Genomic DNA, 26,305 nt, shown 5'->3' with positions numbered 1-26,305 from the left:
CCTTACACAACTGTTTTTTCTTGATAAAACTTTCTTACATCGACGAAATGCCCGTGAATGGCTGCCATTGCCGCCATCGCCGGACTGACAAGGTGTGTTCTCGCGCCTTTTCCCTGTCTGCCTTCGAAGTTGCGGTTGGAAGTGGAAGCGCATCGTTCCCCTTCAGGCACAACATCATTGTTCATACTGAGGCACATGCTGCAGCCTGATTCTCTCCATTCAAACCCGGCCTCGAGAAACACGCGGTGCAGCCCTTCTTCTTCGGCCTGCTGTTTCACGCTTTGAGAACCCGGCACCACAATGGCTCTGACGCTGTCGGCGACTTTTCGGCCTTTGATCATATCCGCAGCCTGGCGAAGATCGGTCATCCGCGAATTTGTACAGGAGCCGATAAACACATGCTCGACTTTAATATCTTCAATTTTTTGATTCGGTGAGATTCCCATGTATTCGTACGCGCGGATGGCTTCTTTTTTACCGTCTTCAGAATCAATCGTTTCCGGCGCCGGTATTTGGGCATCGACCGGGAGAACCATGCCGGGATTGACGCCCCATGTTACCATTGGAGAAATCTCGCTGCCGTCTAACACGATGGAATGATCGTATACGGCCCCCGGATCGGTTTTTAACGCTTTCCATTCTGCGGCGGCTTTTTCAAATTCTTCGCCTTTTGGCGCGTATTTACGGTTTTTACAATATTCAATCGTCGTGTCATCTGGAGCGATCAGTCCCGCCCGTGCTCCCGCTTCTATTGACATATTGCAGACGGTCATGCGTTCGTCCATAGACATGTTTCTGAATACTTCCCCGGTGTATTCAATGACATATCCGGTACCGAATCTCACCCCGTATTTTCCGATGACCGACAAGATGACATCCTTCGCGGTCACTCCTTTTTGGAGCGTTCCGTCAACGCGGATTTCAAGCGTTTTCGGCCGCTGCTGCCATAATGTCTGTGTGGAAAGAACATGTTCCACCTCACTTGTGCCGATACCGAAGGCAAGCGCTCCGAACGCGCCGTGAGTCGATGTATGGCTGTCTCCGCAAACGATCGTTTTCCCCGGTAGTGTCAGACCAAGCTCAGGTCCGACTACGTGAACGATCCCCTGGTCTGCGCTGTGAAGATCCGCAAGACGGACGCCGAACTCCTCGCAATTCCGTTCAAGCGCGGTTACTTGGCGCTTTGCGACTTCATCTTTAATGTCAAAACGGTTGACGGTCGGAATATTGTGGTCCATCGTCGCGAATGTGTTCTGCGGCCGTCTGACCTTTCTTCCCTTCTGCCTTAACCCTTCAAACGCCTGAGGAGACGTCACCTCATGAATTAGGTGCAGATCAATATAGAGAAGGTCGGGTTTTCCTTCACCGCTTTTTACAACATGCCGATCCCAAATCTTTTCGATGATTGTTCGAGGCATCATCTTTGTTTCCTCCCTCTACCTATGAACTAAGACCGCTTTCTTTAAAGCGTCACACTATAGATTTTGTATTCGAGCCGGCTAATGCGGCTTTTACTTTTTCAGTAATGTCATGCGTTCCGGCATATTGGCCGTCCCGGGCGATATCACGTGTACGACTGCCGTCTGCAAGCACCTTTGCGACCGCCTTTTCCACCGCCTGAGCTTCGTTTTCAAGCCCGAAAGATGTTCTCAAAAGCATCGCCGCTGATAAAATCGCCGCAAACGGATTGGCCATCCCTTTACCGGCGATGTCAGGCGCAGATCCATGCACGGGTTCAAACAAGTGAAGACCTGAACTTGATAAACTGGCTGACGGCAGCATGCCAAGTGAGCCTGTCAGCATGGAGGCTTCATCGCTTAAAATATCGCCGAACATATTCTCAGTTACGATGACGTCAAATTGGCTCGGAGCGTAGATGAGCTGCATCGCAGCATTATCGACAAGCATATGTTCAAGCGTCACGTCAGGAAATTCTTTTGCGATTTCATCCGCTGTTTCCCGCCACAGCCTGCTTGAAGAAAGCACATTCGCCTTATCAACGGACGTCACTTTTCCTTTTCTGCCGGCAGCCATCTTAAAAGCTTCTCTGACAACGCGTTCGATTTCTTCTTTCTTATAAAAAAGGGTATCGACCGCTTCCTTTTCTCCCGCTTCATTGACATACTGTCTGCTCGGTTCTCCGAAGTAGAGGCCGCCCGTCAGTTCCCTGACGATTACAAAGTCGACGCCGCTGATATATTCTTTTTTCAGCGGAGACGCCTCAGACAAGCTTTCAAATACGGTCACAGGACGCAGATTGGCAAACAGGCCGAGTTTTTTTCTGATGCCGAGCAGGCCCTTTTCCGGTCTGAGCTCCGGAGGATTTTGGTCCCATTTCGGTCCGCCGACTGCCCCGAGCAGGATGGCGTCGGATCTTTCACAAAGAGCCACCGTCTCCTCAGGAAGGGGGTTTTGATGGGCGTCAATGGCCGCTCCCCCGATCAGTCCGTTTTCAAATTCAAATTCATGTCCGAATTGTTCGGCAACGCTTTTCAATACATCTGCCGCTGATTCCGCCACTTCCGGTCCGATTCCGTCACCGGGAAGCAAAGCAATGCGTTTTTTCAAATCAAACGTTCTCCTTTCTATTACGAGCCGACCGCAGTCTGTCTCTTTAATCCGTCTATATTGCAATCCAGCACCAATTGCCGGTTCACGGCGTTCAAATATGCTTTTGCAGAAGCTTCCAAAACATCCTGCGCGATTCCCCGCCCTGATGATTCTTTTCCGTTCACGGTCACTCTGACGTAAACCTGAGCCAGCGCGTCTTCGCCTTTCCGGTTGGATTGGATGCGGTAGTCTGTCAGTTCAATATTTTTATCGATGCAGCGCCCGAGCGTATTATAAACGGCTTCTACGCTGCCCGCCCCCGTTGCCGCCTCTTGCATCAGCTGTTCGTTTTCCTGATTTTTTAAAGAGACTGTTGCAGTCGGCACCTGAGACGTCCCGTAATGCACTTGCAGAGACAAAAATTCATAGCCGATTTTTTTGTCCGTCACTTTTTCTTCTAAAATAAGAGAAATCAGGTCATCATCAGTGATTTCTTTTTTCTTTTCGGTCAGTTCTTTAAACATCGTAAAATATTTATTGATTTCATCACTATCAAACTGGAATCCAAGCGTATTCAGGCGGTCTTTGAACGCGTGGCGCCCGGAATGCTTTCCGAGTACGAGCGCATCAGCAGTCACGCCGACAAGTTCCGGTGAGATGATTTCATATGTTGATTTTTCTTTCAGGAAACCGTCTTGGTGAATACCCGACTCATGTGCGAAAGCGTTATCTCCGACGATCGCTTTGTTGCGGGGAACGGCCATGCCCGTCAGTTTGCTGACAAGATCACTCGTCCGCTTCAATTCATGAAGATTGAGAGATGAATCGGCTTGATGCGCGTCATTTCTGACATGAAGCGCAACGGCGATTTCCTCTAGCGCGGCGTTCCCGGCTCTTTCTCCTATGCCGTTAATGGCGCATTCAATTTGATCAGCGCCGTTCTCAATTGCCGAAAGTGAGTTGGCAACCGCCATTCCGAGATCATCGTGGCAATGGGCTGAGAGCTTTACCCGGCTGATATTCGGAACGTGTTCCTTCATATATTTAAAGATGTTTCCGTATTCAGCCGGCGTCAGGTAACCTACAGTGTCCGGCAGGTTGATGACGCTCGCGCCGGCATCAATCACTTTTTCCACGATTTCAGCCAGAAACGGGAGTTCGGTGCGGCATGCGTCTTCTGCTGACCATTGAACGATCGGAAAGCGTTCTTTTGCATACTTCACCATTTCAACCGCTTTTTCCTTAACCTCTTCCCGCGTCATTTTCAGCTTATGCTTCAGATGAATGTCAGAGGTGGCGATAAAGATGTGAATCCGCGGGCTGGCCCCGTCTTTCAGCGCTTCCCAGGCTGCGTCGATGTCACCTTTGACAGATCGGGCAAGCCCTGTTACCGAACAATTTTTAATCGTTCTTGCGATTTCCTGCACGGCTAAAAAATCACCTCGGGATGAAGCGGGAAATCCCGCTTCAATAATGTCCACCCCGAGTCTTTCAAGCTGCTTGGCTATCGCCAGTTTCTCCCGGGAATTGAGGTTGACCCCGGGGGATTGTTCACCGTCACGAAGGGTCGTGTCGAAAACATTAATTTTGCGCAACGGAGACCACCGCTTCCTTCTTTTTGCCTTGTTTAACAAACGGCATCATTCCACGAAGCTGTCTGCCGACCTTTTCAATCTGATGCTCGTTTTCGCTTGCATTGATCGCATTGAAGCGAGGACGGTTCACTTGGTTTTCCACGATCCATTCTTTCGCGAATGTACCGTTTTGAATATCCGTTAATACTTGTTTCATCGATTCTTTTACCTTCGCATCGACTACGCGAGGCCCTGATACAAAATCTCCCCATTGAGCCGTATCAGAGATAGAGTATCTCATACCCGCCAATCCTTCTTCATACATCAAGTCTACGATCAGCTTCAGTTCGTGCAGACACTCGAAGTATGCGAGTTCAGGCTGGTAGCCGGCTTCTGTCAGCGTTTCAAAACCCGCTTTGACAAGCGCCGTTAAACCTCCGCACAGAACAGCCTGCTCACCGAACAAATCCGTTTCCGTTTCTTCCTTAAATGTTGTTTCAAGAACGCCCGCACGCGCTCCGCCGATTCCTTTTGCATAAGCAAGAGCCGTATCTTTCGCTTCACCTGATACATCCTGATAGATGGCAAACAATGCCGGTACGCCTGCGCCTTGTTCATATGTTCTTCTGACAAGGTGTCCCGGCCCTTTAGGAGCGACAAGGAAGACATCTACATCAGCTGGAGGCACGATCTGATGGAAATGGACGTTAAATCCGTGTGCGAATACCAATGACTTGCCCGCCGTCAATTCATCTTTGATTTCAGCTTCATATACTTTTTGCTGCTGTTCATCCGGAAGAAGAACCATAATGATATCAGCCTGGGCAGCCGCTTCTCTTACCGAAAAGACTTTATGACCGTCTTCTTGGGCCTGTGTAAATGATTTGCCTTGTCTGACGCCGACAATGACATCAATTCCGCTTTCTTTTAAGTTCAGCGCGTGTGCATGACCTTGTGAACCGTAACCGATAATCGCTACTTTTTTACCCGCCAATACGTTCTCTTTGATATCACCGTTATAATATACTTTTACCATTTTAATCTCTCCCTTTTTTGTGTTATACAATTGAAATTGTTTTATTGGATGACGCCTTCTGCTGGGTTCCCCTTGCAAAAGCCGTTGTGCCCGTTCTCGCGATTTCTTTAATGCCGTAAGGTTTGAGAAGCTCTATGAGCGCTTCGATTTTATTAGATTCGCCGGTAACCTGAACGACGATGCTGTCTCTTGAGACATCAACGACGGAAGCTCTGAACGGCTCAATGATTCCATTGATTTCCGTTCTGGCCGACGGTGCGGAAACAACTTTAATCAGTGCAAGCTCACGCTGTACAATCGATTGGTTTGTAATATCCGTCACTTTCAGGACGTCAATTTGTTTGTTAAGCTGCTTTGTCAGCTGCTCTACGTCATTTTCGCCTTCCACATGGACGACAAATGTAATCCTTGAAACACCGCTTGTTTCCGTGTGGCCTACAGTGATGCTTTCGATATTATAGTGTCTTTTTGTAAACAGGCCGGTGATCCGGTTTAATACTCCCGAGCGATTGACCACCGTTAATGTGATAATGCGTTTCAAGGTTTCACCCCCACCATTTCATGAAGTCCTTTACCCGGCGCAATCATCGGGAATACTTTCTCGCTTTTGGCGACCCGGACGTCAATAACGGCCGGTTCTTTTGATGAAAGCGCCTTTTTAAGCTCTTCTTCCGCCTCTTCTTCCGATGAAATCCGGACGCCTTTAATGCCGTAGGCTTCTGACAATTTGACAAAGTCAGGCTGCGCCGAGAATTTGGATTCAGAATAGCGTTCTTCATAGAAGATTTCCTGCCACTGTCTGACCATGCCCAGACATTCGTTGTTCAAGATAACCACTTTGACAGGAAGATTCAGCTGCCGGATGACATCTAATTCCTGAAGGGTCATCTGAAAACCGCCGTCTCCGAGGATGGCAACGACCGTGGCGTTACGATCGGCCAGCTGCGCTCCGATAGCCGCCGGAAGCCCGAAGCCCATTGTGCCGAGCCCTCCCGAGGTCACCCACTTATCAGCCTTTCGGAAAGGATAAAACTGAGCCGCCCACATCTGGTGCTGGCCGACATCCGTCGCCACAATCGCCTCACCGTTTGTAAACTGGTGAATATACTCAATCAGCTTTTGGGGTTTCAAGCCCTCTTCTCTGTTGTCTGTATACCAAAGCGGATATTCTTCTTTCCATTCTGAAAGCTGCTGTTTCCATTCCTCTGTCTGTCCCTGTTTTCCGTTTTGCTTCAATAATTCCTGAAGGACGATTTTACTGTCGCCGACCACCGGAATCTGCGTTTCAATAATTTTCCCGATTTCAGCAGGATCAATATCGATATGCGCTACTTTGGCCGATTTTGCAAAATGCTGCAGATTTCCGGTCACACGATCATCGAACCGCGCTCCGATGCTGATCAGCAAGTCACAGTGGTAAAGCGCCATGTTCGCTGTGTATGTGCCGTGCATCCCCGCCATCCCCAGAAAGAGAGGATGGTCTGCCGGGAAACCGCCCAGACCGAGGAGCGTGTGCGCTACCGGAATTTGCTGCTGTTCGACATAATTTTTTAAATCTTCTGAAGCTTTACCGTGCAAAACACCCGCTCCGGCTAAAATAACCGGCTTTTTCGCACTGCTGACAGCTTCCACGAGCTTTCGGATCTGCAGATAGTTAGGCTCTTTTACCGGCTGATAACCCGGAAGGCTGATCTCGTAATCATATCTGAACTCTCCTTCAAATGCTGCGACATCCTTCGGTATATCAATTAACACCGGGCCCGGTCTTCCCGTCGTGGCGATATGGAACGCCTCTTTAATCACACGGGGGAGATCTTCCGGACGGCGGACTTGGTAACTGTGTTTCGTAATCGGCATCGTAATTCCTAAAATGTCGGCTTCCTGGAAAGCGTCGCTGCCGATGACCGAAGTGGCCACCTGGCCGGTAAACACTACGAGCGGCAATGAATCAATCATCGCATCCGCAAGACCGGTAACTAAATTTGTCGCTCCGGGCCCGGAGGTAGCAATCACAACCCCCGGCTTTCCGGAGACTCTCGCATACCCTTCTGCCGCATGAATCGCGCCTTGCTCGTGCCGGGGCAGGATGTGAACCAATCCTGATTGATAAAGCTTATCGTAAATCGGAAGAACGGCTCCCCCCGGATATCCGAAGATCATTTCGACTTTTTCTTTCTTTAATGATTCAATCAGCATCAGAGCCCCGTTCATTGTCTTTGTACAATCGGCAGACATAGTATCCGCCTGTACATTTGTGCCCATTTTCAGTTCCTCCTTTTCAATGTTCCCTTCTAAAATCCAATTCATAAAACGCAGCGCCGGCTGACGCAAATAAAAAAGCCTTCCCACCCACATTCAGCCAAGCATTTCATGCGATAGCCAAAAGGGGCGAAAAGGCTTTGCTCTCCGCGGTACCACCCTTGTTTACGGTCATATGCAGACCGTCTCATGGATAATGAATATCCGTTTTGATAACGAGTAAACATTGCGTTCACTCGGCCGAGTCCTACTCTTCATATTTCAGACCGGCACTCTGAGGGGAGTTCACTTTGATTTGTTTTACCGGCTCTCAGCGTTACCGGCTCTCTGTGAAAAACTTCAGCAAAGCTACTTATCCTCTTCTGCGCTTTTTATTATGGCAGCTCTTTTATTAAAAAAGAACCTTCTTTTGTTTGTTTTTTCAGTGTTTTATGATTTTTCTTTTTAGCGTGAATCATTTATTTATTTTTGTTTGAACTCATATTACGCCCGTTTGCAGACAGTGTCAACAGCATTTTTATAATTATTAGACAATTTAGATTAATCAATCTACTTTGTATACGCTTTCATTACTGGTACAAAGGGATCTGTAAATATTAAAAGTTTTTATCATTTTTTTATTAATCTCTCAAGATTACATGAAATTTTTCCGTTCATATACGAATATGTCACATTTTATTACACGTTTTTTCTCTGTCCTTCCGGCATGCTTGTCAGATATTCCGTTCGATTGAACAGGCTCTTTATACAGATATACGCATACACTGTTCTTATCTCGTAAGAAATGAGTGATGTCATGAATAAGATGTTATCAGGTATGCAGGGCCTGCCTCCTGGATTTCCGCCTTTACCGGTCTTACCGCCGCAGTCTTATTATCCCCCGGCCCCGATGCATACAGCACCATATCAAGGCGGCCCTTCTTTTCAGCAGGGATTCCCGTCATCCGGATACGGACAGCAAACCCCGCAAAGCACGCTGTCATTTGCCGGACAGCAATTCGTCCCATACCCTTATACATCCGGGTACTACGGCCAAACCTTCAGTGACGTCGGCGGAAGCCTCGGCGCAGGGGCCCATCCCGGCGCGCTCGGGGGCGGTTTCAGCGGCCATGCCGGGGGCTTCAGCGCTCCGAGCGGATTCAGATGATACAAAACCCGGTCTCACACGGCCGGTTTCTTTTCATATTCACAAAGTATAACGGTCATTCCATTGATTCATTTCCTGCTCCGTATCGTAATCAGCCCTTGAAACCTCTACAATGATTAAACCGCATTGAGTGATTAAAAATTGTTTCAGTTCCTCAAACAGCTCGTCTTTTCCGCAAAAGATCGTTTCTATATTGTGATTTTTATATGCAAATGCGTACTTCAAAAGCTAATTCCTCCTGCTGTCTTTCTATCATCAATCGACAAAACACATGATATAAATTAGATAATTTATCACTCAAGGGCGCCTTAAGTATCTTTATACATATATTTATTACGGTAAATATTACATTAAGTTTCATTTATATTAAAATTACTTTACAATTTTCATCAAATACGGAACTTTTGTTTCGTAAAATAAAAAATAAAATACAAAAAAACCTCAAACCCATTGTCAGGGCTTGAGGTTTTTTATACGTCCCAGGAGAGATTCGAACTCCCGACCGACGGCTTAGAAGGCCGTTGCTCTATCCGGCTGAGCTACTGGGACATGAAAAACAAATATCTGCTGATCATTTTACCATGATATCAGCGAATTGACAATATAGTCATCCGATAAAAAAGGCCAGCGGCATCAGTTTTCACTCTGATGTCACCAGCTCTTTTTTTGTACGTCCCAGGAGAGATTCGAACTCCCGACCGACGGCTTAGAAGGCCGTTGCTCTATCCAGCTGAGCTACTGGGACAGCTTTTGCTTTATGTATCAGCGACAAGATTTATTATATACAGGTTCAAATCATAAGTCAATATTTTTTTAAAAACTTTTGATGGGGAAGAATGAAATCTCCCCATCACTTTTTAAAAACTGATTGTATTCCCCAAGTCCTTCAATTCCCGACCCGTTTCGTCGTAAAATGTCACGGCGCCTTCTCTTTCTGTAAGAGTAAGAATGGCATAGCTTTTCACATTGCGGACTCTCGGAAGACGGATGCTGCCCGGATTAATCAAAAGCTTGCCCCGGAGCACTTCACTCCCGGCAATATGTGAATGGCCGAAGCAGACGATATCCGCCCCAAGCTCTTCCGCCCGGTAAAAAACAGTTAAAAGTGACTGTTTAATGCCGTGAAGATGCCCGTGAACGGCCAGAATTTTCTTTGAACCGGCGTCCAGAAGGAGTTCATCCTGAAACCCGCCGCCAAAGTCGCAATTGCCTTTTACCGTGTGATATGGCGTAAGCGCCGGATGTGCGGCGTCAAGCTCTGAATCACCGCAATGAATCATCAGATCCGCTTCGTCTTCGTGCCGCTTTGCAATCGTCTCCAGCTCGTCTTCAAGGCCGTGACTGTCACTTATTATCAGCACTTTCATTGCATACGCTCCCCCTTATGAATCAAGCAGCTTTGACAGTTTCTTGAGCGCCTCAGCCCTGTGGCTGATTTTGTTTTTCTCAGCGCTTGTCAGCTGGGCCATGGTTTTATCTTTATCTTTTACAATAAAAATGGGATCATAGCCGAACCCGTTATCCCCCTTGGGTCCTTCCGCAATATACCCTTCAACATGACCTTCGACCGTTTTTGTTTCCTGCCCCGGCATGCTGACGGCAAGGGCGCAGCGGAAACGGGCCGTGCGCTGCTCTTTTTCGATGCCTTTTAATTCTGACAGCACCTTGTCCATATTCGCCTTATCATCTTTTGCTTCTCCGGCATAACGGGCTGAATAAACGCCCGGTCTGCCTCCAAGGTTGTCCACCGATAAACCGGAGTCGTCTGCAATGACCATTTTGTTTACGGCTTTTGCCACGGCTTCCGCTTTTAAGATGGCGTTTTCTTCAAAGGTATGTCCGGTTTCTTCAATTTCTTCCGTAAATCCGATTTCCGCCAAAGAAGAGACGCTGTAGCCTTTCGGTTCGAGTATTTCCTTGAATTCTTTCACTTTTCCCTGATTGTGTGTCGCAATAATGGCTTCTTTCACGGTGATCAGGCCTCTCTTTCTTATTTCAGTTCAGGCAATGTTTCTCCCAGCACTTCTTTTTGCTTTTGAATAAGCGTCTGGATTCCTTTTTCAGCAAGGCTTAACAGTCCGTTTAAATCTTCGCGGGAGAATGTGGCTTCTTCGCCCGTCCCTTGAAGCTCTACAAAACGTCCGCTTCCCGTCATGATAATATTCATGTCGACTTCAGCCGCCGAATCCTCTTCATAATTCAGATCCAAAAGAAGGCCTTCTTCTTTATCCATCCCGACAGAAATGGCCGCGAGATAATCTGTCACAGGAGAGGTTTTGATAACGCCGCTTTTTACGAGTTTGCCGATCGCAATGGCCATTGCCAAGAAGGCGCCCGTAATGGAAGCCGTTCTTGTTCCGCCGTCAGCTTGAATGACGTCACAGTCGATCCAGATCGTCCGTTCGCCGAGCTTCTCCAAATCAACGACGGCCCGGAGCGCGCGCCCGATCAGCCGCTGAATTTCCATCGTTCTGCCAGAGACCTTTCCTTTTGAAGATTCTCTTATCGTTCTTTGATTCGTCGCGCGGGGAAGCATACTGTATTCCGCTGTGATCCAACCTTTTCCTCCGCCGCGTAAAAATGGCGGCACCCGGTCTTCCACAGATGCATTACAGATGACCTTCGTATTTCCCGCTGTAATTAAAACAGAGCCTTCCGGGTGAGTGATAAAATCCAAATCAAATGTGATAGGGCGCAGCTCATCGTGCTGTCTTCCGTCGTGTCTCATATTTTACCTCCGATTATATGTACATAAACCTTTTGTTCCGGATTGTGAATAAAGAAAGAGGCAGCCGGAACGCTAACCTCTTTTTTACTAGTATATCAAAAATCGCAAATTAAAAACTACCCGTATTCACTTGTGACGGCCTCGAAACAGGTTTTGAAAGGGATTCTCCTTTTTCATTCACCAGTTCTGATTTTCCGTTTACTTTTATAGAAACACTTTTGATCGACGGCTGTTCGGTTAACGTGAGAACGATGCTGTCCAGTACGCCCGATGATACCATTTTTGTTTTTTCGTCGGCGCTTCCGTAAATGGAGCTGTTAAAGTCCAGTGTAACCTGGCCGTCTTTCACTTTCGGCTTGCTGAGAAGTTTAACATCGTTATTAAAGTCCGTCAAAAGCCCGCTTGCTTTGCCCGGTCCGTCGGCGAGCTGTTCAACGGCAGCGGTGATGTCATTTGTTTCCGAATTGTCAATCCGCTTTGTGACAGGCACGTAGTATTCGCTCGTCTCTGTTTCCGCCAGATAATATACAGTCAGCGGGTGGGTGTCTGTCAGATCATTCACTCCGGCCGTTTCAATATTAATCCCGTCTTTTCTGCTTAAGTCGCCCGTAATCGGCGTGCCGCCCACAGGCATTTCTTTCAGCTCGTGCCCGTTGATTCTGATTTTGACTTTATCTATTGAGCTGAATTGGGTAAGCGTCCATGTAATCGATTGCAGGATTTTTTGTTCGTCTTCTTTTTTATAGTTTTTAAATTCCTTCGAAAAATCAGCGACGGCAGTGCCGTCTTTTTTAATATCGACATTTACCGTCGTATCCGCAGGGAGCACCGCTCTGAAGCCGTTCGGCAGGATTTCTGACACAGGCCCTCCCTGAACCAAATACTCAAGGGCCTGCTTTGCGGTTCCCTCACTGTTCGGAAGAGGCAGTGTCTGTGCTGCGACATAGCCGTTTTTATCAATCAGGTACAGCTCTCGCATGACTGTATTGGCCGGCTGGTCGGCTTTAGAAGTGCCGTTTTTCTCTGACTGCTTTGGTTTTGCCTGAATTCCCGCTTCATCCTTTACATATGAAATGTCTTGAGGCGGGTCAATTTCCCCGGCTGTTTTATCGGATTGAAACAAACCGCATCCAGATAACACAAAAGCCGAAGTAAGACATGTTGCAGCAATGACTGCAGGTCCTTTTTTCAGCATACTTTTCCCTCCTAAGGCTGTTTGTACTATGATGTATACGAGCCCTGTCCGGGAAATAGACCGGGAAGCGCAAAAAAACCCGCCGTAAACAGCGGGGTTTTTTTGATTTATTATCTGACCGGCTCTTGAAGGGAGATGCACTCGACATGGCCGATTTCGTGGCCGAACCAGTCTTCGGCAATTTTTGCGAAGCCGTTCCGCTCTCCAGTTGTAAGAAATTGATGCTCCGGTGCATGTTTCGATTGGTTTAACAAACCTTTATAAGACAAGATGGTGCTCACTTCTCTCGCCGTCTCGTCTCCGGAGGAAATGATTTTCACATGCTCTCCCATATAGTTCTGAATCGGATCTTTTAAAATCGGATAATGCGTACATCCTAAAATCAAGGTGTCAATTGATGTACCTTTTAAAGGCTCAAGCGATGCTTCAACCGCTTCCTCCGCTGATTCCTGAAGAAACCGTCCGCTTTCCACAAACGGCACGAGCAGCGGACAAGCCGTGTTCTCAACTTGAAGTTCTGCGTTTAACCCGAGCAGCGCCTGCTCATACGCTCTGCTTTTAATGGTATTGACCGTGCCGATGACGCCGATATGCTGGTTTTTCGTGACCTTTATCGCCGTTCTTGCACCCGGCTGAATGACGCCGACAACCGGAATATCCGTTTTGCGCTGAATATCCTCCAAGGCAATGGCCGTGGCCGTATTGCAGGCGATCACGAGCATTTTGATATGGTGGTTTTCCAGCAGGTAATCGGTCATTTCCCACGTGTATTGAAGAACTTCTTCTTCAGGACGCGGGCCGTACGGGCAGCGTTTTGTATCTCCCACATAGATGATATTTTCCTTCGGTAGCTGTCTCATGATTTCCTTAGCAACGGTTAACCCGCCAACCCCGGAATCAATGACTCCTATCGGCTGTTCCAACAAAATCGCCTCATTTTCTTTTCATTTCATGCTGCAGTTTCAATAATGATTTTTCGAAAGCGGCTGTTTCTTCTTCGGAAAATGTCGCAAACATATCCCGCAAATAAGCCTGTCTTTTCAAAATCACTTCTTGGATAATGCGCTCTCCTTCAGCGAGAAGATGAATTCTGACGACCCGTCTGTCAGCCGGGTCTTTGACCCGCTCGACAAGCTTATTTTTTTCCATGCGGTCTATCAGATCCGTCGTCGTGCTGCAAGCCAAATACATTTTGCCTGATAATTCGCCTATTGTCATATCCCCCAATTCATAAAGCCATTGAAGCCCCACGAATTGCGGCGGTGTAATTGCATATTGGTTAAGGATTTCTCTTCCTTTTTGTTTAATAATCGCAGCGATATGGCGGAGTGATTTTTCGATATCCGCAACATGCTCTACAGATTTTGATGTCATTTGTCCATCCCTCACTCAAGGATCTTTCTGGGCTATGCGCTCCGTGTCTATTTTCCTTCTTTTTTTAAGAAAATGCAAGACTGACGGAGAAAAAGGAAAACCGGGATTTTACCGCATGCCCATCAGCCCGGGCGCCAACGCAAATAACCGGCTCCTTCTCGAAAAGAAGGAAAACCGGCAAGAATCAGAGCTCTAGCTCACCCATTCTAAGAAGCTCGACAACAGCTTGCGAACGCCCTTTCACACCTAACTTCTGCATGGCATTTGAAATGTGATTCCGTACAGTTTTTTCACTGATAAATAGCTCGCTTGCAATTTCCTTTGTTGTCTTGTCTTGAACGAGCAATTCGAATACTTCTCTTTCTCTTTTGGTCAGCAGCGGCTTTGATTGAAAATCTTTCTCCTTCAAGTATTGTAACCCTCCTTGCTAAGGTGAGAGCGAATCTGAAACGAATGGGTTTATATAGTCAAGATATCATATGTAAAGGGCGCTTCGGAGGTGACGTCTCTTAGAGAAATAGTTATCCGTTCAGGCGAGCAGAATGCCTTTCTCCCGCTCCGTCCAGCTGACCGCTTTGCCGCTTTCCTTCGACACTTGAACCATAACGACGGAACCTGTAAAGCACGGGAGGCCCGACTCATTTTCTCCAAGGTAATGAAGGGTGACGGACGCATTTCCGGCAGCACTTGCTTTCACATAAATCCGCAGATTTTCATACGGCATCACCTGACGCATATAGTCGCACTGCTGGCTTGCGACGACGGTCATCGTTTCCGAGTTTTGCGCCGTCATGCCTCGCTGTTTAAAATAAGCGATCCGGGCTTCTTCAAAATAGATGAAAGGGGTTACATTATTCATATGGCCGAACATATCCGTTTCTGAAAAACGAACCGATACTTCAGTAAAGAAAGAAAACGACTGTCTCCATTCTTCAAACGGGATATCAATATATTGCGGTTGTTTCATCACCTTCAGCTCCTTATAAAAGAACCTCTCCCGTGCGGAAGAGGCTCTTTTTCTCTTTCTTATACTCTGTCGCTTCCGAAGAAATTACGGAATGCTTGTAAATTGGTATCTCTGTTCAAAGCAGCGATTGAAGTCGTAAGCGGAATGCCTTTCGGGCAGGATTGAACACAGTTTTGTGAATTCCCGCAATCTCCGAGGCCGCCGTCTGTCATTAAAGCTTCTAAACGTTCTGCTTTGTTCATCGCGCCCGTCGGATGAGCGTTAAACAGACGGACTTGCGACATCGGGGCAGGCCCCATGAATTTCGACTTGCTGTTGACGTTCGGGCAGGCTTCGAGGCAGACGCCGCATGTCATGCATTTAGACAATTCATATGCCCACTGGCGGCGTTTTTCCGGCATTCTCGGCCCCGGCCCCAAATCGTAAGTTCCGTCAATCGGCACCCATGCTTTCACTTTTTTCAGTGAATCAAACATTCTGCTGCGGTCAACCTGAAGGTCACGGACAACCGGGAATGTTTTCATCGGCTTCAGACGGATCGGCTGTTCCAGCTTATCAATCAGCGCCGTGCATGACTGGCGAGGTCTCCCATTGATGACCATGGAGCAGGCGCCGCATACTTCTTCAAGACAGTTCATGTCCCATGCGACCGGAGTGGTTTTCTCTCCTTTTGCATTCACGGGATTTCTGCGGATTTCCATCAGGGCGGAAATCACGTTCAGATTCGGGCGGTAATTGATTTCGAATTCTTCATCGTATGGCGCGCTTTCGGGCGTATCCTGACGTGTAATGATAAACCGTATCTTTTTCTCACTCATGATTATTTCGCCACCTTCTTCTTCGAGTAGTCGCGTTTACGGGGCGCAATCAGTGATACATCGACATCCTGATATTCAAATTCCGGAGCTTCAAACGGACCGGCATGTTTAGCCATCGTCGTTTTGAGCCACTCATCGTCATTTCTTTCAGGGAAATCCGGTTTATAGTGCGCTCCCCGGCTTTCATTTCGGTTATATGCGCCGAGCGTGATGACTCTGGCAAGCTGAAGCATATTGGAGAACTGGCGGGTGAACATCGCCCCTTGGTTGCTCCATTTTGTCGTATCGTTGATATTGATTTTCTTAAAGCGTTCCATCAGCTCTTGGATTTTGTCATCCGTTTTCAAAAGCTTGTCGTTGTGGCGGACCACCGTGACGTTGGCCGTCATCCATTCTCCGAGCTCACGGTGAAGCACGTAAGCATTTTCGTCGCCGTCCATCTTCATGATATCGGCCCATTTTTCTTCTTCTTTTTTCACATAGGAATCAAATAATGAAGAAGACAGGTCTTCCGCTGATGTTTCAAGTCCGGAAACATATTTCACCGCATTCGGTCCGGCCACCATTCCTCCGTAGATGGCGGAAAGCAGAGAGTTCGCCCCTAAACGGTTTCCTCCGTGCATTGAATAATCACATTCACCCGCTGCGAACAGTCCGCGGATGCTTGTCATCTGATCATAATCAACCCACAGTCCGCCCATTGAATAGTGAACGGCAGGGAAAATTTTCATCGGAAGCTTGCGCGGGTCATCACCCATGAATTTTTCATAGATTTCGATAATGCCGCCAAGCTTAACGTCAAGCTCTTTCGGATCTTTGTGCGACAGATCGAGATACACCATGTTTTCACCGTTGATGCCGAGTTTCTGATTCACGCACACGTCAAAGATTTCACGTGTCGCAATATCCCGCGGCACGAGGTTTCCGTAAGCCGGATATTTTTCCTCAAGGAAGTACCAAGGTTTTCCGTCTTTGTACGTCCAGACTCTTCCGCCCTCGCCGCGCGCCGATTCACTCATCAGACGCAGTTTATCGTCCCCCGGGATTGCTGTCGGGTGAATTTGGATAAATTCGCCGTTTGCATAATAAGCGCCCTGCTGATAAACGATTGATGCGGCAGATCCCGTGTTGATCATGCTGTTTGTTGATTTTCCGAATACGATTCCAGGTCCTCCCGTCGCCATAATAACGGCGTCAGAACGGAATGACTCGATTTGCATATTGGTCAGATTTTGGGCTACGATACCGCGGCACGTGCGCTCATCGTCAAGAACGGCGCCGAGGAATTCCCAGCCTTCGTATTTTGTGACGAGACCCGCCACTTCATATCTGCGCACCTGCTCGTCCAGTGCGTAAAGAAGCTGCTGACCCGTCGTCGCTCCCGCGTATGCGGTTCTGTGATGCTGTGTACCCCCGAAACGGCGGAAGTCCAAGAGCCCTTCCGGCGTTCTGTTAAACATAACCCCCATGCGGTCCAATAAGTGAATAATGGACGGCGCCGCTTCACACATCGCTTTTACAGGAGGCTGGTTTGCCAAAAAGTCGCCTCCGTATACCGTGTCATCAAAATGCTCAAACGGAGAGTCTCCTTCCCCTTTTGTGTTGACAGCTCCGTTTATCCCGCCCTGCGCGCAGACCGAGTGAGAGCGTTTGACCGGAACGATGGAAAACAATTTAACGGCCGTGCCTGATTCCGCTGCTTTAATTGTCGCCATGAGGCCGGCAAGACCCCCGCCGACTACGATAATGCTTGATTGACTCATGATAGCCCCTCTCCCTCTAGTAATCTAGTTCTCTTACACAAACGCAAAAATCGCTTTTAAACCTACGTATGAAAGCGCTAAAAATATAATCAGCGTCACGTAAGTCGAAATTCTTTGAGAACGCGGCGTGACCGTGATCCCCCATGTGACCGCAAAAGACCATAAGCCGTTTGAAAAGTGGAAAATGACCGATAAAACGCCTACAATGTAAAAACCGAGCATAAACGGCGAGCTCAGAATATTCGCCATCATATCGAAGTTGACTTCAGCGCCCATCTGCGCGGCAATCCGCGTCTGCCATACATGCCAGCTGACGAAAATAAGGGTGAGAATACCAGTGACACGCTGAAGCACAAACATCCAGTTTCTGAAATAACTGTAGTGGCCAGCGTTGTTTTTCACAGTAAATGCTATGTACACACCGTAAACCGCATGATAAATTAAAGGTAAGAAAATAATAAAAATTTCTAACGCATACCTGAACGGCAGACTGTCCATAAAGCCGGCCGCCTTGTTAAACGCATCCGCTCCCCTTGCGGCAAATTGGTTGACGACTAAATGCTGGATCAAAAAGATGCCGACCGGAATAACACCGAGCAAGGAATGCAATCTTCGAAAATAAAACTCTCTGTTCCCAGACATTACTTTACCCCCTGTTTGATTTAAGTGCGAAATGTACTAAAATCTCTGCCCCCACTTCGTTTCAATTGTAAGCACTTTATTAAAATTTATTGACAATTTCATTTTACTCCTCCCTCAAAAGGGCGTCAAGAAAACGTGTACATAAATTATAATTTTCGGAATTGATTATCTGGAGGGAAAATTTTATTTTCCTGCGATATCTTTCTCACATTTTTTCGCGTGTTTTATAGGATCATCCTGTAATCCTCCCCTATGTTTAAGCTATAATAAACGAAGGAGAGAGGGGAATACATAATATGAAGAATAATTATGAAGCAGCTTTAGAACCTTTAACTGAACTCGACGTCAGCGCATACGGCTACGAATTAATCCGGGAAATCGTGCTTCCGGATATCCTCGGCCCGGAGCATTCATCCATGATGTATTGGGCGGGAAAACGCCTCGCCCGCAAATTTCCTCTTCAATCGTGGGAAGAAATCCCCGCCTTTTTTGAAAAAGCCGGCTGGGGAACTTTGACAAACGCAGGATCAAAAAAACAAGAACTGGAATTCGAACTGGAAGGACCGCTAGTATCCAGCAGGCTCAAACATCAGAAAGAGCCTTGTTTTCAGCTTGAAGCCGGTTTTATAGCCGAACAGATTCAATTGATGAACGATCAGATTGCAGAATCTTATGAACAGGTAAAAAAGAGAGCGGATAAAGTCGTCCTGACCGTAAAATGGGATATGAAGGACCCTGTATAATTGAAAAAAGGCGGTGACTCCAAGTCCCGCCTTTTTGCCTGCCCGTTTATACGGCAGACGGCTGTTTAGAAAGCTCAAACGCATCATGAAGCGCTTCGACCGCTTTCACCATATCATTTTCGCTGACAACCGCTGATACTTTTATTTCAGATGTGCTCACCATTTTGACTTGTACATTTTTTTCCGCCAGTACGGCAAACATGTCCGCGGCGACGCCGGGATTTGAAACCATGCCCGACCCGACAATGGAGACTTTCGCCAGTTTTCTTTCGGTTTCAATTTTTTCATAGTCAAGCGCGTTTTTATATTCTTCAAGCACGGCGACCGTTTGCGCGGCATCTTCCGTTTTCACCGAGAAAGAAATATCCGCTTCCCCATCGTCCGACTGTGTCTGAATAATAATGTCAACGTTGATGTTTCGTTTTGCCAGCGCGGTGAAGATTGTTGAAAGTGTTGTCAATCCGCTTGCAAGGCCTGTAACGGACACCCTCGTGATCTGGTCTTCAAATGCAATTCCTCTGACGATTAAATTCTGCTCCATTGATGATTCCTCCTCAATTAATGTTCCAGCTTCATGTTCCGTGCTTGACCGCACTTCCAAAGGCACTTGGTAGTTTTTCGCGAACTCAACCGCCCGCGGGTGAAGAACACCCGCTCCTAGATTTGCAAGCTCCAGCATTTCATCATAAGAAATTCCCACCAGTTTTCTCGCTGACCGGACATACCGCGGATCTGTCGTAAATACGCCCGGAACATCTGTATAAATGTCGCATTTATCCGCTTCCAGCGCTGCTGCAAGAGCGACCGCCGTCGTATCGGAACCGCCCCGTCCGAGCGTCGTGATGCCTCCGTCTTCCGTTACGCCCTGAAAACCGGCAACGACTGTAATTTTGCCTTCTGCAAGCTGCGAACGAATCGCCGTGATATCAATATCCGTAATTCTCGCATTACCGTGAACGGCTTCCGTGCGGACACCCGCCTGCCAGCCCGTATAAGAGACGGCGTCATATCCTTTTTCCTGAAGCGCCATGGCCAAAAGCGAAATTGTGACCTGCTCTCCCGTAGACAAAAGCATATCCATCTCGCGTCTGCTTGGTTCAGATGTGATTTCAGCCGCGAGGTTAACGAGCGCGTCGGTTGATTTTCCCATTGCCGAAACGACGACTACGACATCATGGCCTTTTTGCTTTTCAGCAATGGCGCGATTTGCAGCATTTTGAATTTTTTCGGCAGAGCCGACGGAAGTGCCTCCGAATTTTTGTACGATAAGACCCATACTAGACCACCCTTTACATTTTGGTTCGTGCGGGTGAGGAGAAAAGAGCGTTTTGTCCACAATAAAAAAAGCAATGAGAGGAATAGCTCTCATTGCTTTTTCATATCATTACGATTGATTATGAACAACGAGATAGCCCTCCAAGAAAATGAATTCTTGACAGCCTTACATTTATTTAATGCAAGGCCAGCAAATCACACCGATGGGATGTGATACACTTCGGCGACGCTCCCCTTTCAGCCTTTTTCGCAGAATCCATCATTCTCCAAAGGCTTACTATTGAAGTTCGCACCTCTATCTTCACCATATAACACGATCTTATGAAATTAGTTCACATTCTAGCAGATTTTTCAGAAAAGCACAATACTATTTTTTTAATTTTTCAAACAGCAGCTGGGCCGCCGCGGCCGGCACACCCGCTTTTTTGATATCGTCAAGGCTTGCTTCCTTCATCTTTTTGACAGATCCGAAATGTTTTAAGAGCATTTTTTTGCGTTTTTCGCCGATTCCGGGGATATCATCCAGAACGGATTGAAAGACGCTTTTTCCCCGGATCTGTCTGTGAAAGCTGATCGCAAAACGGTGAACTTCGTCCTGAATACGCTGAAGCAGGTAAAACTCTTGGCTGTTCCGCTCCAGAAACACCGGTTCAAGCGGGTCGCCGATCAAAAGGTTGGATGTTCGGTGTTTATCATCTTTCGCCAATCCCGCTACCGGGACATCAAGGCCGAGTTCATTCTCGAGCACGTCGCGCGCCGCGTTAATCTGCCCTTTTCCGCCGTCAATGATGACTAAATCCGGCAGCGGAAGGTTTTCGCGGAGCACCCTCGTGTACCTTCTTCTGACGACTTCCCTCATTGAGCCGTAATCATCCGGCCCTGTTACGGTTTTAATTTTATATTTGCGGTATTCCTTTTTATTCGGTTTTCCGTCAATAAAGACAATCATGGCCGATACGGGGTTTGTGCCTTGAATATTGGAGTTGTCAAACGCTTCAATCCGATGCGGCGTGTAAATATTCAGCGCTTCGCCGAGCCGTTCGGCTGCACCGATTGACCGTTCCTCATCCCGCTCGATTAACGAGAATTTTTCCCGCAGGGCGATTTTCGCATTTTTGTGCGCAAGCAAAAGCAGCTCTTTTTTCGGGCCTTTTTTCGGCTGATGCACGGCGGTTTCCAACAGCTCGCTGATCATGTCCCTGTCAACGCTGTCAGGCACCAGAATTTCCTTAGGCAGAAAGTGATTGTTTTTGGAATAGAACTGGCCGATGAAGGTCAGAAATTCTTCATCCGCTTCCTGATACATCGGAAACATGCTGACGTCGCGTTCGATCAGTTTCCCTTGGCGTATGAAAAAGACTTGGACGCACATCCAGCCTTTATCGTAGGCATATGCAAACACATCGCGGTCCAGAAGGTCATTCATGGTCATTTTTTGCTTCTCCATCGTCGATTCAATGTGGGCAAGCTGGTCGCGGAATTCTTTAGCCCGTTCAAATTCAAGCTTTTCCGCCGCCTCTGCCATTTTCGCTTTGAGCTCTTTTTTGATTTCGTTATGCCCTCCCTTTAAAAAACGGGTGATGTCTTCAACAATCTCGCGGTTTGTCTCCTCAGATATATCCTTTACACATGGGGCGAGGCATTGTCCGAGATGATAATAGAGACAGACGCGGTCCGGAAGCTTTGAGCATTTCCTGAGCGGGTAAAGGCGATCCAGCAGTTTTTTCGTTTCCCGCGCCGCCTGCACATTCGGATACGGGCCGAAATAGCGTCCCTTGTCTTTTTTGACATTCCGGGTGACAATCAGCCGCGGATGGCGTTCATGGGTGATTTTAATAAAGGGATAGGTTTTATCATCTTTCAGCATGACATTGTATTTCGGATCGTATTTTTTAATCAGATTCATTTCCAAAATAAGCGCTTCAAGATTGGAGGAAGTCACGATATATTCAAAGTCCTCAATCTCCGTCACAAGCCGTTGGGTTTTTGCGTCATGAGAACCGGTGAAATAAGACCGCACCCTGTTTTTCAAGACTTTCGCTTTTCCCACGTAGATGACTGTTTTTTGACGGTCTTTCATTAAATAACAGCCCGGCTGATCGGGAAGGAGGGCCAGTTTTTCTTTCAGTTGTTTATTCATACGTTACCCTTCCTTACATTCATTTCTCGTGTCCATTCAGTGTATCACGAACATTTGTTTTTCTCCATTCTCAGCTTTTGGAAGATCAAAAAAGGCGATTCCCTTTCAAAGGAATCGCCCTGCCGTAACGGAAGCTTTCGGCTTACAGATGTTTGTTTACAAGCTCTTCAAGAGCTTCTTTCGGTTTGAAACCGACAGATGTTTCAACGACTTCTCCGTCTTTCAATACGAGAAGTGTCGGGATGCTCATGACGCCGTATTTACCGGCAGTTTCTTGGTTTTCATCCACGTCGATTTTAACGATTTTCAGTTTGTCTCCCATTTCTTGATCAAGCTCTTCAAGAACGGGCGCGATCATTTTACAAGGTCCGCACCAAGGAGCCCAGAAATCAGCCAATACGACACCTTCACTTGTTTCAGCTGAGAACGATTGATCAGTTGCTTTTACGATAGCCATTTTGTTATTCCTCCAATTGTCAAATGATGATTTTTAGTATAGCATCTCCCATTCGTTCATGCTAATTTAATGCTTATATTATTTTCTCCCGAACCCGCCGGAAATAATCTTTTTTATACAGTGTATTATAACCGGGCGGCGGGCGTTCAAAACTTAAGATGGGTCCGCAGGCAGCGTGATTAATACAACCGCCATCGGAGGAAGCTCCGCCTCAAGTTTTCCGCCCTTTTGAGCAAACCCGGAAAACGGCTTCGGTTTGACGTTTTCCGGACTGCTGAATGTATTATGGGCATTCATTTTTTCCGCGTGCAGAATCGTTCCCGAAGGCTTCCCTGTCTTTTTCATGCCCCGCAGTTCAATCTTCACATCAGCTTTGTGCAGATGATCGATATTGCAAATGCTGATATGTATGTCTCCGTTTTGCTGCTTGGACGCTGAAATGCTGACTTGCGGGAGCCGGCCGTCATTCCTTTCGTACCCGGCTGCTTTTGTTTCTGTCGCCAAAAGAGATGCGTCCTGATGCACCTTAAACATATCAAACACATGATACGTCGGCGTCAACAGCATTTCTTTCCCTTTTGTCAGGATCATTGCCTGAAGCACATTGACGGTTTGCGCGATATTGGCCATCTGTACGCGGTCTGCGTGCTGATGAAAAATGTGAAAATGCGTGGCTGCGACAAGGGCGTCGCGGATCGTATTCTGCTGATACAGAAAGCCCGGATTCGTGCCCGGCTCAGGATCAAGCCACGTGCCCCATTCATCAATGATCAGCCCGACTCTTTTTTCGGGATCGTACTGATCCATGATGGCACTGTGCCTTGTGATCAATTCATCCATATGCGCCGCTTTTTTCATCGTGATGAACCATTCATCTTCCGAAAACTCCGTCGCTGATCCTTTCCCCTTCCAGAAGTCGCCCGGTATTGTGTAATAATGAAGGCTCAGCCCGTCCATGAGATCAGCGGCTTTTTTCATTAAAGTTTCAGTCCAGCGGTAATCGTCGACATTCGCGCCGCCGGCAATTTTATAGATTTCATTACCGCTGTAATTGCGGACATAGGTTTGAAAGTTTCTGTAAAGGTCGGCATAATACTCAGGATGCATGTTTCCGCCGCAGCCCCAGTTCTCATTTCCTATTCCGAAATATTTCAGCTTCCACGGTTTTTCCCGCCCGTTTTCTTTTCTCCAGTCGGACATCGGCGTGCCCGCTTCAAACGTCATGTATTCAATCCAATCAGCCATTTCTTTAACCGTTCCGCTGCCGACGTTTCCGGCGATGTACGGTTCGCAGCCGAGCAGTTCACAAAGCATCATAAACTCGTGCGTGCCGAATTCATTGGAATCAATCGTCCCGCCCCAATGGGTATTCAGCATGGTTTTGCGTTTCCCTACGCCGTTTGCCCAATGGTATTCATCTGCAAAACAGCCGCCCGGCCATCTGAGGACGGGAATCTGAAGCTGTTTGAGGGCGTCGGCGACATCCGTCCTGACCCCGCCGGTATTCGGAATATCGGAATCTTTTCCGACCCAGATGCCCTCATATATGCCTCTTCCCAGGTGTTCCGCGAAATGTCCGTATATGTTTTTATTAATGGTTCCCCGTGTGATATCAGTTTGAATGACTGCCGTATTGTGAGACAAACTTGATCATTCCTTCCCCTTAATAAGAATGAAAGCACTAGAGACGATCTATCTGGGATGAATGCTGTATGGATAAGTTTGTAAGCGCTTTACAAAAGCTTATTACATTGGTTCGTACATGTCAATCTATTGTTTTATTAATCTGTAATTTGTCCGAACCAATTAACACAAACCAAAACCCTCTGACAAATCAGCCAGAGGGTTTTGATTATGAATGAATATTGGCATTTTTAAATTCCTGGGTCAGAAGCGGAACCACTTCGAACAAATCGCCGACAATTCCGTAGTCCGCTATTTTAAATATTTCTGCTTCCGGGTCTTTGTTAATGGCAACGATGACCTTACTGTTTGACATGCCCGCCAAGTGCTGAATCGCTCCGGAAATTCCGCAGGCGATATACAAATCCGGCGTGACGACTTTTCCCGTCTGGCCGATTTGAAGGGAATAATCGCAATAGTCCGCGTCACACGCGCCGCGTGAAGCGCCCACTGCTGCTCCGAGCACGTCGGCAAGTTCTTTTAACGGTTCAAATCCATCTTTGCTTTTTACACCGCGGCCGCCTGCTACGATAATTTTCGCTTCTGATAAATCCACGCCGTCCGCCGTTTTTTTGACTACTTCTTCAATGACCGTCCGCAAATCTGCCGGAGGTGCCGCAAGCTCTTCAATATCACCCGTGCGGCTCGCGTCTTTTTCTAATGCCTGAATGTTGTTCGGACGGATTGTCGCCAAAATGAACGGATCGGTTGAAATCACCTGTTCAAAGGCTTTGCCCGAATAAATCGGTCTTGTAAAAACGATGTTGTCTCCGGTAACGCTTACATCCGTGCTGTCTGAAATCAGCCCCGTTTCAAACCGGGCCGCAAGCTTAGGTGACAAATCTTTTCCCATAGAAGTGTGGCCGAAAATGACCGCATCAGGCTTTTCGTTTTCGATCAAATCCCCGAGAACCGCGGAATATCCGTCCGCCGTATACTGAGAAAGCCCCGGCGCATCGGCCGTAAATACTTTGTCGGCGCCGTACTGAATGAGTTCCGGTGCTGCATCAGCCGCGCCTTTTCCCATCAGCACGCCGATGACATCTCCTCCGCCGGAAATGGTTTTGCCTGCTGCTATGGCTTCAAAGGTGACGTTCCGTAAGGCGCCGTCACGAATTTCTCCGAGTACGATCACTTTTTTTCCCATTCTGACATCCCCCAGTTTCTTTAATATCGGTTTATACGACTTTGGCTTCTTTTCTCAGCAGTGACACAAGCTCTTTCGCCTGCTCAGCGGCTTCTCCTTCGATCAGTCTGCCCGCTTCTTTTTGCGGCGGCAGAAAACGTTCGATCGTTTTGAGCTTCGGTGCGGCTTCATCTTCATCAATGTCGAGATCATCGAGCTCAAGTTCTTCCAGCGGTTTTTTCTTCGCCTTCATAATGCCCGGAAGCGACGGATAGCGCGGCTCGTTTAAGCCTTGCTGTGCCGTGATGACTAAAGGAAGTGAGGTTTTAATGATTTCGGTATCCCCTTCATTGTCTTTCTCTGCCACAGCTTCATCGCCGCTGATTGTCAGTTTTGTGATCGTTGTGACGCAAGGAATGTTCAGCAGTTCGGCAAGCCTTGGAGCCACTTGGCCTGAACCGCCGTCAATCGCGACATTTCCGCCGAGAATCAGATCATATTCCCGGTCCTTGAAGTAATGATATAAGATAGTTGAAATGGAGTATTGGTCAGGATCGCTCAGGTCATCTTCAATATTGATTAACACCGCCTGGTCACAGCCCATCGCAAGGGCGGTTCTCAGTTCTTTCTCCGCATCTTCTCCGCCGACGGTTACGGCGGTAACGGTTCCGCCGTGCTCTTCCTTCAGCTGAATGGCTTCTTCAATGGCGTATTCATCATACGGATTAATGATAAATTCGGCCCCGTCCTCCTGAATCTTTCCTGCTTCAATGACGATTTTCTCTTCTGTGTCAAACGTCCGTTTCATCAGTACAAATAGATTCATAA

At 47.5% G+C, this 26,305-nt stretch carries 26 protein-coding genes, 2 tRNA genes, 1 riboswitch and 1 other annotated feature; of the genes, 2 read left to right on the top strand and 26 right to left on the bottom strand.

The features are described 5' to 3' along the window. Positions 1–2: 2 nt before the first annotated feature. Genes leuC through ilvB form a run of 6 tightly spaced genes read right to left on the bottom strand, consistent with a single transcriptional unit; the run spans position 3 to position 7,422 of the window. Positions 3–1,421, bottom strand: coding sequence for a 3-isopropylmalate dehydratase large subunit (leuC, locus tag HWY38_RS14890; RefSeq protein WP_165409501.1), 1,419 nt, complete (start codon positions 1,419–1,421; stop codon positions 3–5). Between the two features lie 49 nt (positions 1,422–1,470). After that, positions 1,471–2,568, bottom strand: a complete 1,098-nt coding sequence (gene leuB / locus HWY38_RS14885; RefSeq protein ID WP_014418560.1) for a 3-isopropylmalate dehydrogenase — start codon at positions 2,566–2,568, stop codon at positions 1,471–1,473. A 20-nt stretch (positions 2,569–2,588) separates the two neighbouring features. Beyond that, positions 2,589–4,145 (bottom strand): 2-isopropylmalate synthase, encoded by a 1,557-nt coding sequence (locus HWY38_RS14880; protein ID WP_007612906.1) that lies wholly within the window; start codon positions 4,143–4,145, stop codon positions 2,589–2,591. Then, positions 4,132–5,160 (bottom strand): ketol-acid reductoisomerase, encoded by a 1,029-nt coding sequence (ilvC, locus tag HWY38_RS14875; RefSeq protein ID WP_224182125.1) that lies wholly within the window; start codon positions 5,158–5,160, stop codon positions 4,132–4,134. Before ilvC ends, HWY38_RS14880 begins: the two co-directional genes overlap by 14 nt. Positions 5,161–5,182: 22 nt before the next feature. Beyond that, complete coding sequence (gene ilvN, locus HWY38_RS14870) at positions 5,183–5,701, bottom strand: acetolactate synthase small subunit (RefSeq protein WP_003152598.1); 519 nt, start codon at positions 5,699–5,701, stop codon at positions 5,183–5,185. Beyond that, positions 5,698–7,422 (bottom strand): acetolactate synthase large subunit, encoded by a 1,725-nt coding sequence (gene ilvB / locus HWY38_RS14865; protein ID WP_224182124.1) that lies wholly within the window; start codon positions 7,420–7,422, stop codon positions 5,698–5,700. The genes ilvN and ilvB overlap by 4 nt, the downstream gene beginning before the upstream one ends. Before the next feature lie 119 nt (positions 7,423–7,541). Continuing rightward, positions 7,542–7,793 (bottom strand) — a binding site (T-box leader). Between the two features lie 422 nt (positions 7,794–8,215). Between ilvB and HWY38_RS14860 the strand changes: the two genes are divergently transcribed. Continuing rightward, positions 8,216–8,566 (top strand): hypothetical protein, encoded by a 351-nt coding sequence (locus HWY38_RS14860; RefSeq protein WP_020954258.1) that lies wholly within the window; start codon positions 8,216–8,218, stop codon positions 8,564–8,566. A 39-nt stretch (positions 8,567–8,605) separates the two neighbouring features. Here the strand turns inward: HWY38_RS14860 and HWY38_RS14855 are convergent, their stop codons facing one another. The 14 genes from HWY38_RS14855 to sdhC form a co-directional block, all read right to left on the bottom strand. Continuing rightward, positions 8,606–8,791, bottom strand: coding sequence for a hypothetical protein (locus tag HWY38_RS14855; protein ID WP_190664469.1), 186 nt, complete (start codon positions 8,789–8,791; stop codon positions 8,606–8,608). Between the two features lie 250 nt (positions 8,792–9,041). Next, a tRNA-Arg gene (locus HWY38_RS14850) sits at positions 9,042–9,115 on the bottom strand. Positions 9,116–9,237: 122 nt separating this feature from the next. Further along, a tRNA-Arg gene (locus HWY38_RS14845) sits at positions 9,238–9,311 on the bottom strand. Positions 9,312–9,423: 112 nt separating this feature from the next. Further along, positions 9,424–9,933, bottom strand: a complete 510-nt coding sequence (locus HWY38_RS14840) for a YfcE family phosphodiesterase (protein ID WP_038459402.1) — start codon at positions 9,931–9,933, stop codon at positions 9,424–9,426. A 15-nt stretch (positions 9,934–9,948) separates the two neighbouring features. Further along, complete coding sequence (locus tag HWY38_RS14835) at positions 9,949–10,545, bottom strand: XTP/dITP diphosphatase (protein ID WP_153014829.1); 597 nt, start codon at positions 10,543–10,545, stop codon at positions 9,949–9,951. An 11-nt stretch (positions 10,546–10,556) separates the two neighbouring features. Then, entirely contained in the window at positions 10,557–11,294 is a 738-nt protein-coding gene (gene rph, locus HWY38_RS14830; protein WP_007612934.1) for a ribonuclease PH, read from the bottom strand. Positions 11,295–11,403: 109 nt separating this feature from the next. Then, positions 11,404–12,489 (bottom strand): GerMN domain-containing protein, encoded by a 1,086-nt coding sequence (locus HWY38_RS14825; RefSeq protein WP_014418573.1) that lies wholly within the window; start codon positions 12,487–12,489, stop codon positions 11,404–11,406. A 110-nt stretch (positions 12,490–12,599) separates the two neighbouring features. After that, positions 12,600–13,415: a glutamate racemase gene (racE, locus tag HWY38_RS14820; protein WP_224182123.1), complete on the bottom strand. Its 816-nt coding sequence runs from the start codon at positions 13,413–13,415 to the stop codon at positions 12,600–12,602. A 7-nt stretch (positions 13,416–13,422) separates the two neighbouring features. Then, positions 13,423–13,863, bottom strand: a complete 441-nt coding sequence (locus HWY38_RS14815) for a MarR family winged helix-turn-helix transcriptional regulator (protein WP_003152580.1) — start codon at positions 13,861–13,863, stop codon at positions 13,423–13,425. A gap of 184 nt (positions 13,864–14,047) precedes the next feature. Then, on the bottom strand, positions 14,048–14,272 hold the full coding sequence (gerE, locus tag HWY38_RS14810) for a spore germination transcription factor GerE (RefSeq protein WP_003152579.1): 225 nt from the start codon (positions 14,270–14,272) through the stop codon (positions 14,048–14,050). A 120-nt stretch (positions 14,273–14,392) separates the two neighbouring features. Beyond that, positions 14,393–14,830 carry an acyl-CoA thioesterase gene (locus tag HWY38_RS14805; protein WP_007612938.1) on the bottom strand — a complete coding sequence of 146 codons (438 nt, stop codon included), beginning with the start codon at positions 14,828–14,830 and terminating at the stop codon, positions 14,393–14,395. A 59-nt stretch (positions 14,831–14,889) separates the two neighbouring features. Next, entirely contained in the window at positions 14,890–15,648 is a 759-nt protein-coding gene (gene sdhB / locus HWY38_RS14800) for a succinate dehydrogenase iron-sulfur subunit (RefSeq protein ID WP_003152575.1), read from the bottom strand. Positions 15,649–15,650: 2 nt separating this feature from the next. Continuing rightward, on the bottom strand, positions 15,651–17,411 hold the full coding sequence (gene sdhA, locus HWY38_RS14795) for a succinate dehydrogenase flavoprotein subunit (protein ID WP_003152573.1): 1,761 nt from the start codon (positions 17,409–17,411) through the stop codon (positions 15,651–15,653). 33 nt (positions 17,412–17,444) lie between these two features. Next, positions 17,445–18,053 carry a succinate dehydrogenase cytochrome B558 gene (gene sdhC, locus HWY38_RS14790; RefSeq protein ID WP_224182122.1) on the bottom strand — a complete coding sequence of 203 codons (609 nt, stop codon included), beginning with the start codon at positions 18,051–18,053 and terminating at the stop codon, positions 17,445–17,447. Positions 18,054–18,349: 296 nt separating this feature from the next. Between sdhC and HWY38_RS14785 the strand changes: the two genes are divergently transcribed. Continuing rightward, on the top strand, positions 18,350–18,796 hold the full coding sequence (locus HWY38_RS14785) for a YslB family protein (protein WP_007612940.1): 447 nt from the start codon (positions 18,350–18,352) through the stop codon (positions 18,794–18,796). Positions 18,797–18,842: 46 nt separating this feature from the next. Here the strand turns inward: HWY38_RS14785 and HWY38_RS14780 are convergent, their stop codons facing one another. The 6 genes from HWY38_RS14780 to HWY38_RS14755 all read right to left on the bottom strand — a co-directional run bounded on the left by HWY38_RS14780 (position 18,843) and on the right by HWY38_RS14755 (position 26,303). After that, positions 18,843–20,072 (bottom strand): aspartate kinase, encoded by a 1,230-nt coding sequence (locus HWY38_RS14780; RefSeq protein ID WP_224182121.1) that lies wholly within the window; start codon positions 20,070–20,072, stop codon positions 18,843–18,845. A 125-nt stretch (positions 20,073–20,197) separates the two neighbouring features. After that, positions 20,198–20,377, bottom strand: a riboswitch (Lysine riboswitch). A gap of 61 nt (positions 20,378–20,438) precedes the next feature. After that, positions 20,439–22,211, bottom strand: coding sequence for an excinuclease ABC subunit UvrC (gene uvrC / locus HWY38_RS14775; protein ID WP_224182120.1), 1,773 nt, complete (start codon positions 22,209–22,211; stop codon positions 20,439–20,441). A gap of 142 nt (positions 22,212–22,353) precedes the next feature. After that, on the bottom strand, positions 22,354–22,668 hold the full coding sequence (gene trxA, locus HWY38_RS14770; RefSeq protein ID WP_003152560.1) for a thioredoxin: 315 nt from the start codon (positions 22,666–22,668) through the stop codon (positions 22,354–22,356). 153 nt (positions 22,669–22,821) lie between these two features. Continuing rightward, the gene (locus tag HWY38_RS14765) at positions 22,822–24,312 is read right to left on the bottom strand and encodes an alpha-N-arabinofuranosidase (RefSeq protein WP_224182119.1); all 1,491 of its coding nucleotides are present in this window, start codon (positions 24,310–24,312) and stop codon (positions 22,822–22,824) included. Positions 24,313–24,520: 208 nt separating this feature from the next. Further along, on the bottom strand, positions 24,521–25,498 hold the full coding sequence (locus HWY38_RS14760) for an electron transfer flavoprotein subunit alpha/FixB family protein (protein ID WP_224182118.1): 978 nt from the start codon (positions 25,496–25,498) through the stop codon (positions 24,521–24,523). Between the two features lie 31 nt (positions 25,499–25,529). After that, on the bottom strand, positions 25,530–26,303 hold the full coding sequence (locus HWY38_RS14755) for an electron transfer flavoprotein subunit beta/FixA family protein (RefSeq protein WP_007612949.1): 774 nt from the start codon (positions 26,301–26,303) through the stop codon (positions 25,530–25,532). Between the last annotated feature and the right edge of the window lie 2 nt (positions 26,304–26,305).

Source organism: Bacillus sp. KS1 (genome assembly GCF_020075515.1).
In the GTDB taxonomy this organism is placed as follows: Bacteria; Bacillota; Bacilli; order Bacillales; family Bacillaceae; genus Bacillus; species Bacillus velezensis.
Note: the sequence above shows the minus strand (reverse complement) of the source record. Positions and strands in the feature narration are given on the sequence as shown.

Coding starts and splice junctions, on each gene's coding strand:
- leuC (WP_165409501.1), bottom strand. CDS start 1,421: ATGATGCCTCGAACAATCATCGAAAAGATTTGGGATCGGCATGTTGTA.
- ilvC (WP_224182125.1), bottom strand. CDS start 5,160: ATGGTAAAAGTATATTATAACGGTGATATCAAAGAGAACGTATTGGCG.
- ilvB (WP_224182124.1), bottom strand. CDS start 7,422: ATGGGCACAAATGTACAGGCGGATACTATGTCTGCCGATTGTACAAAG.
- HWY38_RS14860 (WP_020954258.1), top strand. CDS start 8,216: ATGAATAAGATGTTATCAGGTATGCAGGGCCTGCCTCCTGGATTTCCG.
- HWY38_RS14840 (WP_038459402.1), bottom strand. CDS start 9,933: ATGAAAGTGCTGATAATAAGTGACAGTCACGGCCTTGAAGACGAGCTG.
- rph (WP_007612934.1), bottom strand. CDS start 11,294: ATGAGACACGACGGAAGACAGCACGATGAGCTGCGCCCTATCACATTT.
- HWY38_RS14825 (WP_014418573.1), bottom strand. CDS start 12,489: ATGCTGAAAAAAGGACCTGCAGTCATTGCTGCAACATGTCTTACTTCG.
- HWY38_RS14815 (WP_003152580.1), bottom strand. CDS start 13,863: ATGACATCAAAATCTGTAGAGCATGTTGCGGATATCGAAAAATCACTC.
- HWY38_RS14805 (WP_007612938.1), bottom strand. CDS start 14,830: ATGAAACAACCGCAATATATTGATATCCCGTTTGAAGAATGGAGACAG.
- sdhB (WP_003152575.1), bottom strand. CDS start 15,648: ATGAGTGAGAAAAAGATACGGTTTATCATTACACGTCAGGATACGCCC.
- sdhA (WP_003152573.1), bottom strand. CDS start 17,411: ATGAGTCAATCAAGCATTATCGTAGTCGGCGGGGGTCTTGCCGGCCTC.
- sdhC (WP_224182122.1), bottom strand. CDS start 18,053: ATGTCTGGGAACAGAGAGTTTTATTTTCGAAGATTGCATTCCTTGCTC.
- HWY38_RS14785 (WP_007612940.1), top strand. CDS start 18,350: ATGAAGAATAATTATGAAGCAGCTTTAGAACCTTTAACTGAACTCGAC.
- HWY38_RS14780 (WP_224182121.1), bottom strand. CDS start 20,072: ATGGGTCTTATCGTACAAAAATTCGGAGGCACTTCCGTCGGCTCTGCC.
- uvrC (WP_224182120.1), bottom strand. CDS start 22,211: ATGAATAAACAACTGAAAGAAAAACTGGCCCTCCTTCCCGATCAGCCG.
- trxA (WP_003152560.1), bottom strand. CDS start 22,668: ATGGCTATCGTAAAAGCAACTGATCAATCGTTCTCAGCTGAAACAAGT.
- HWY38_RS14760 (WP_224182118.1), bottom strand. CDS start 25,498: ATGGGAAAAAAAGTGATCGTACTCGGAGAAATTCGTGACGGCGCCTTA.
- HWY38_RS14755 (WP_007612949.1), bottom strand. CDS start 26,303: ATGAATCTATTTGTACTGATGAAACGGACGTTTGACACAGAAGAGAAA.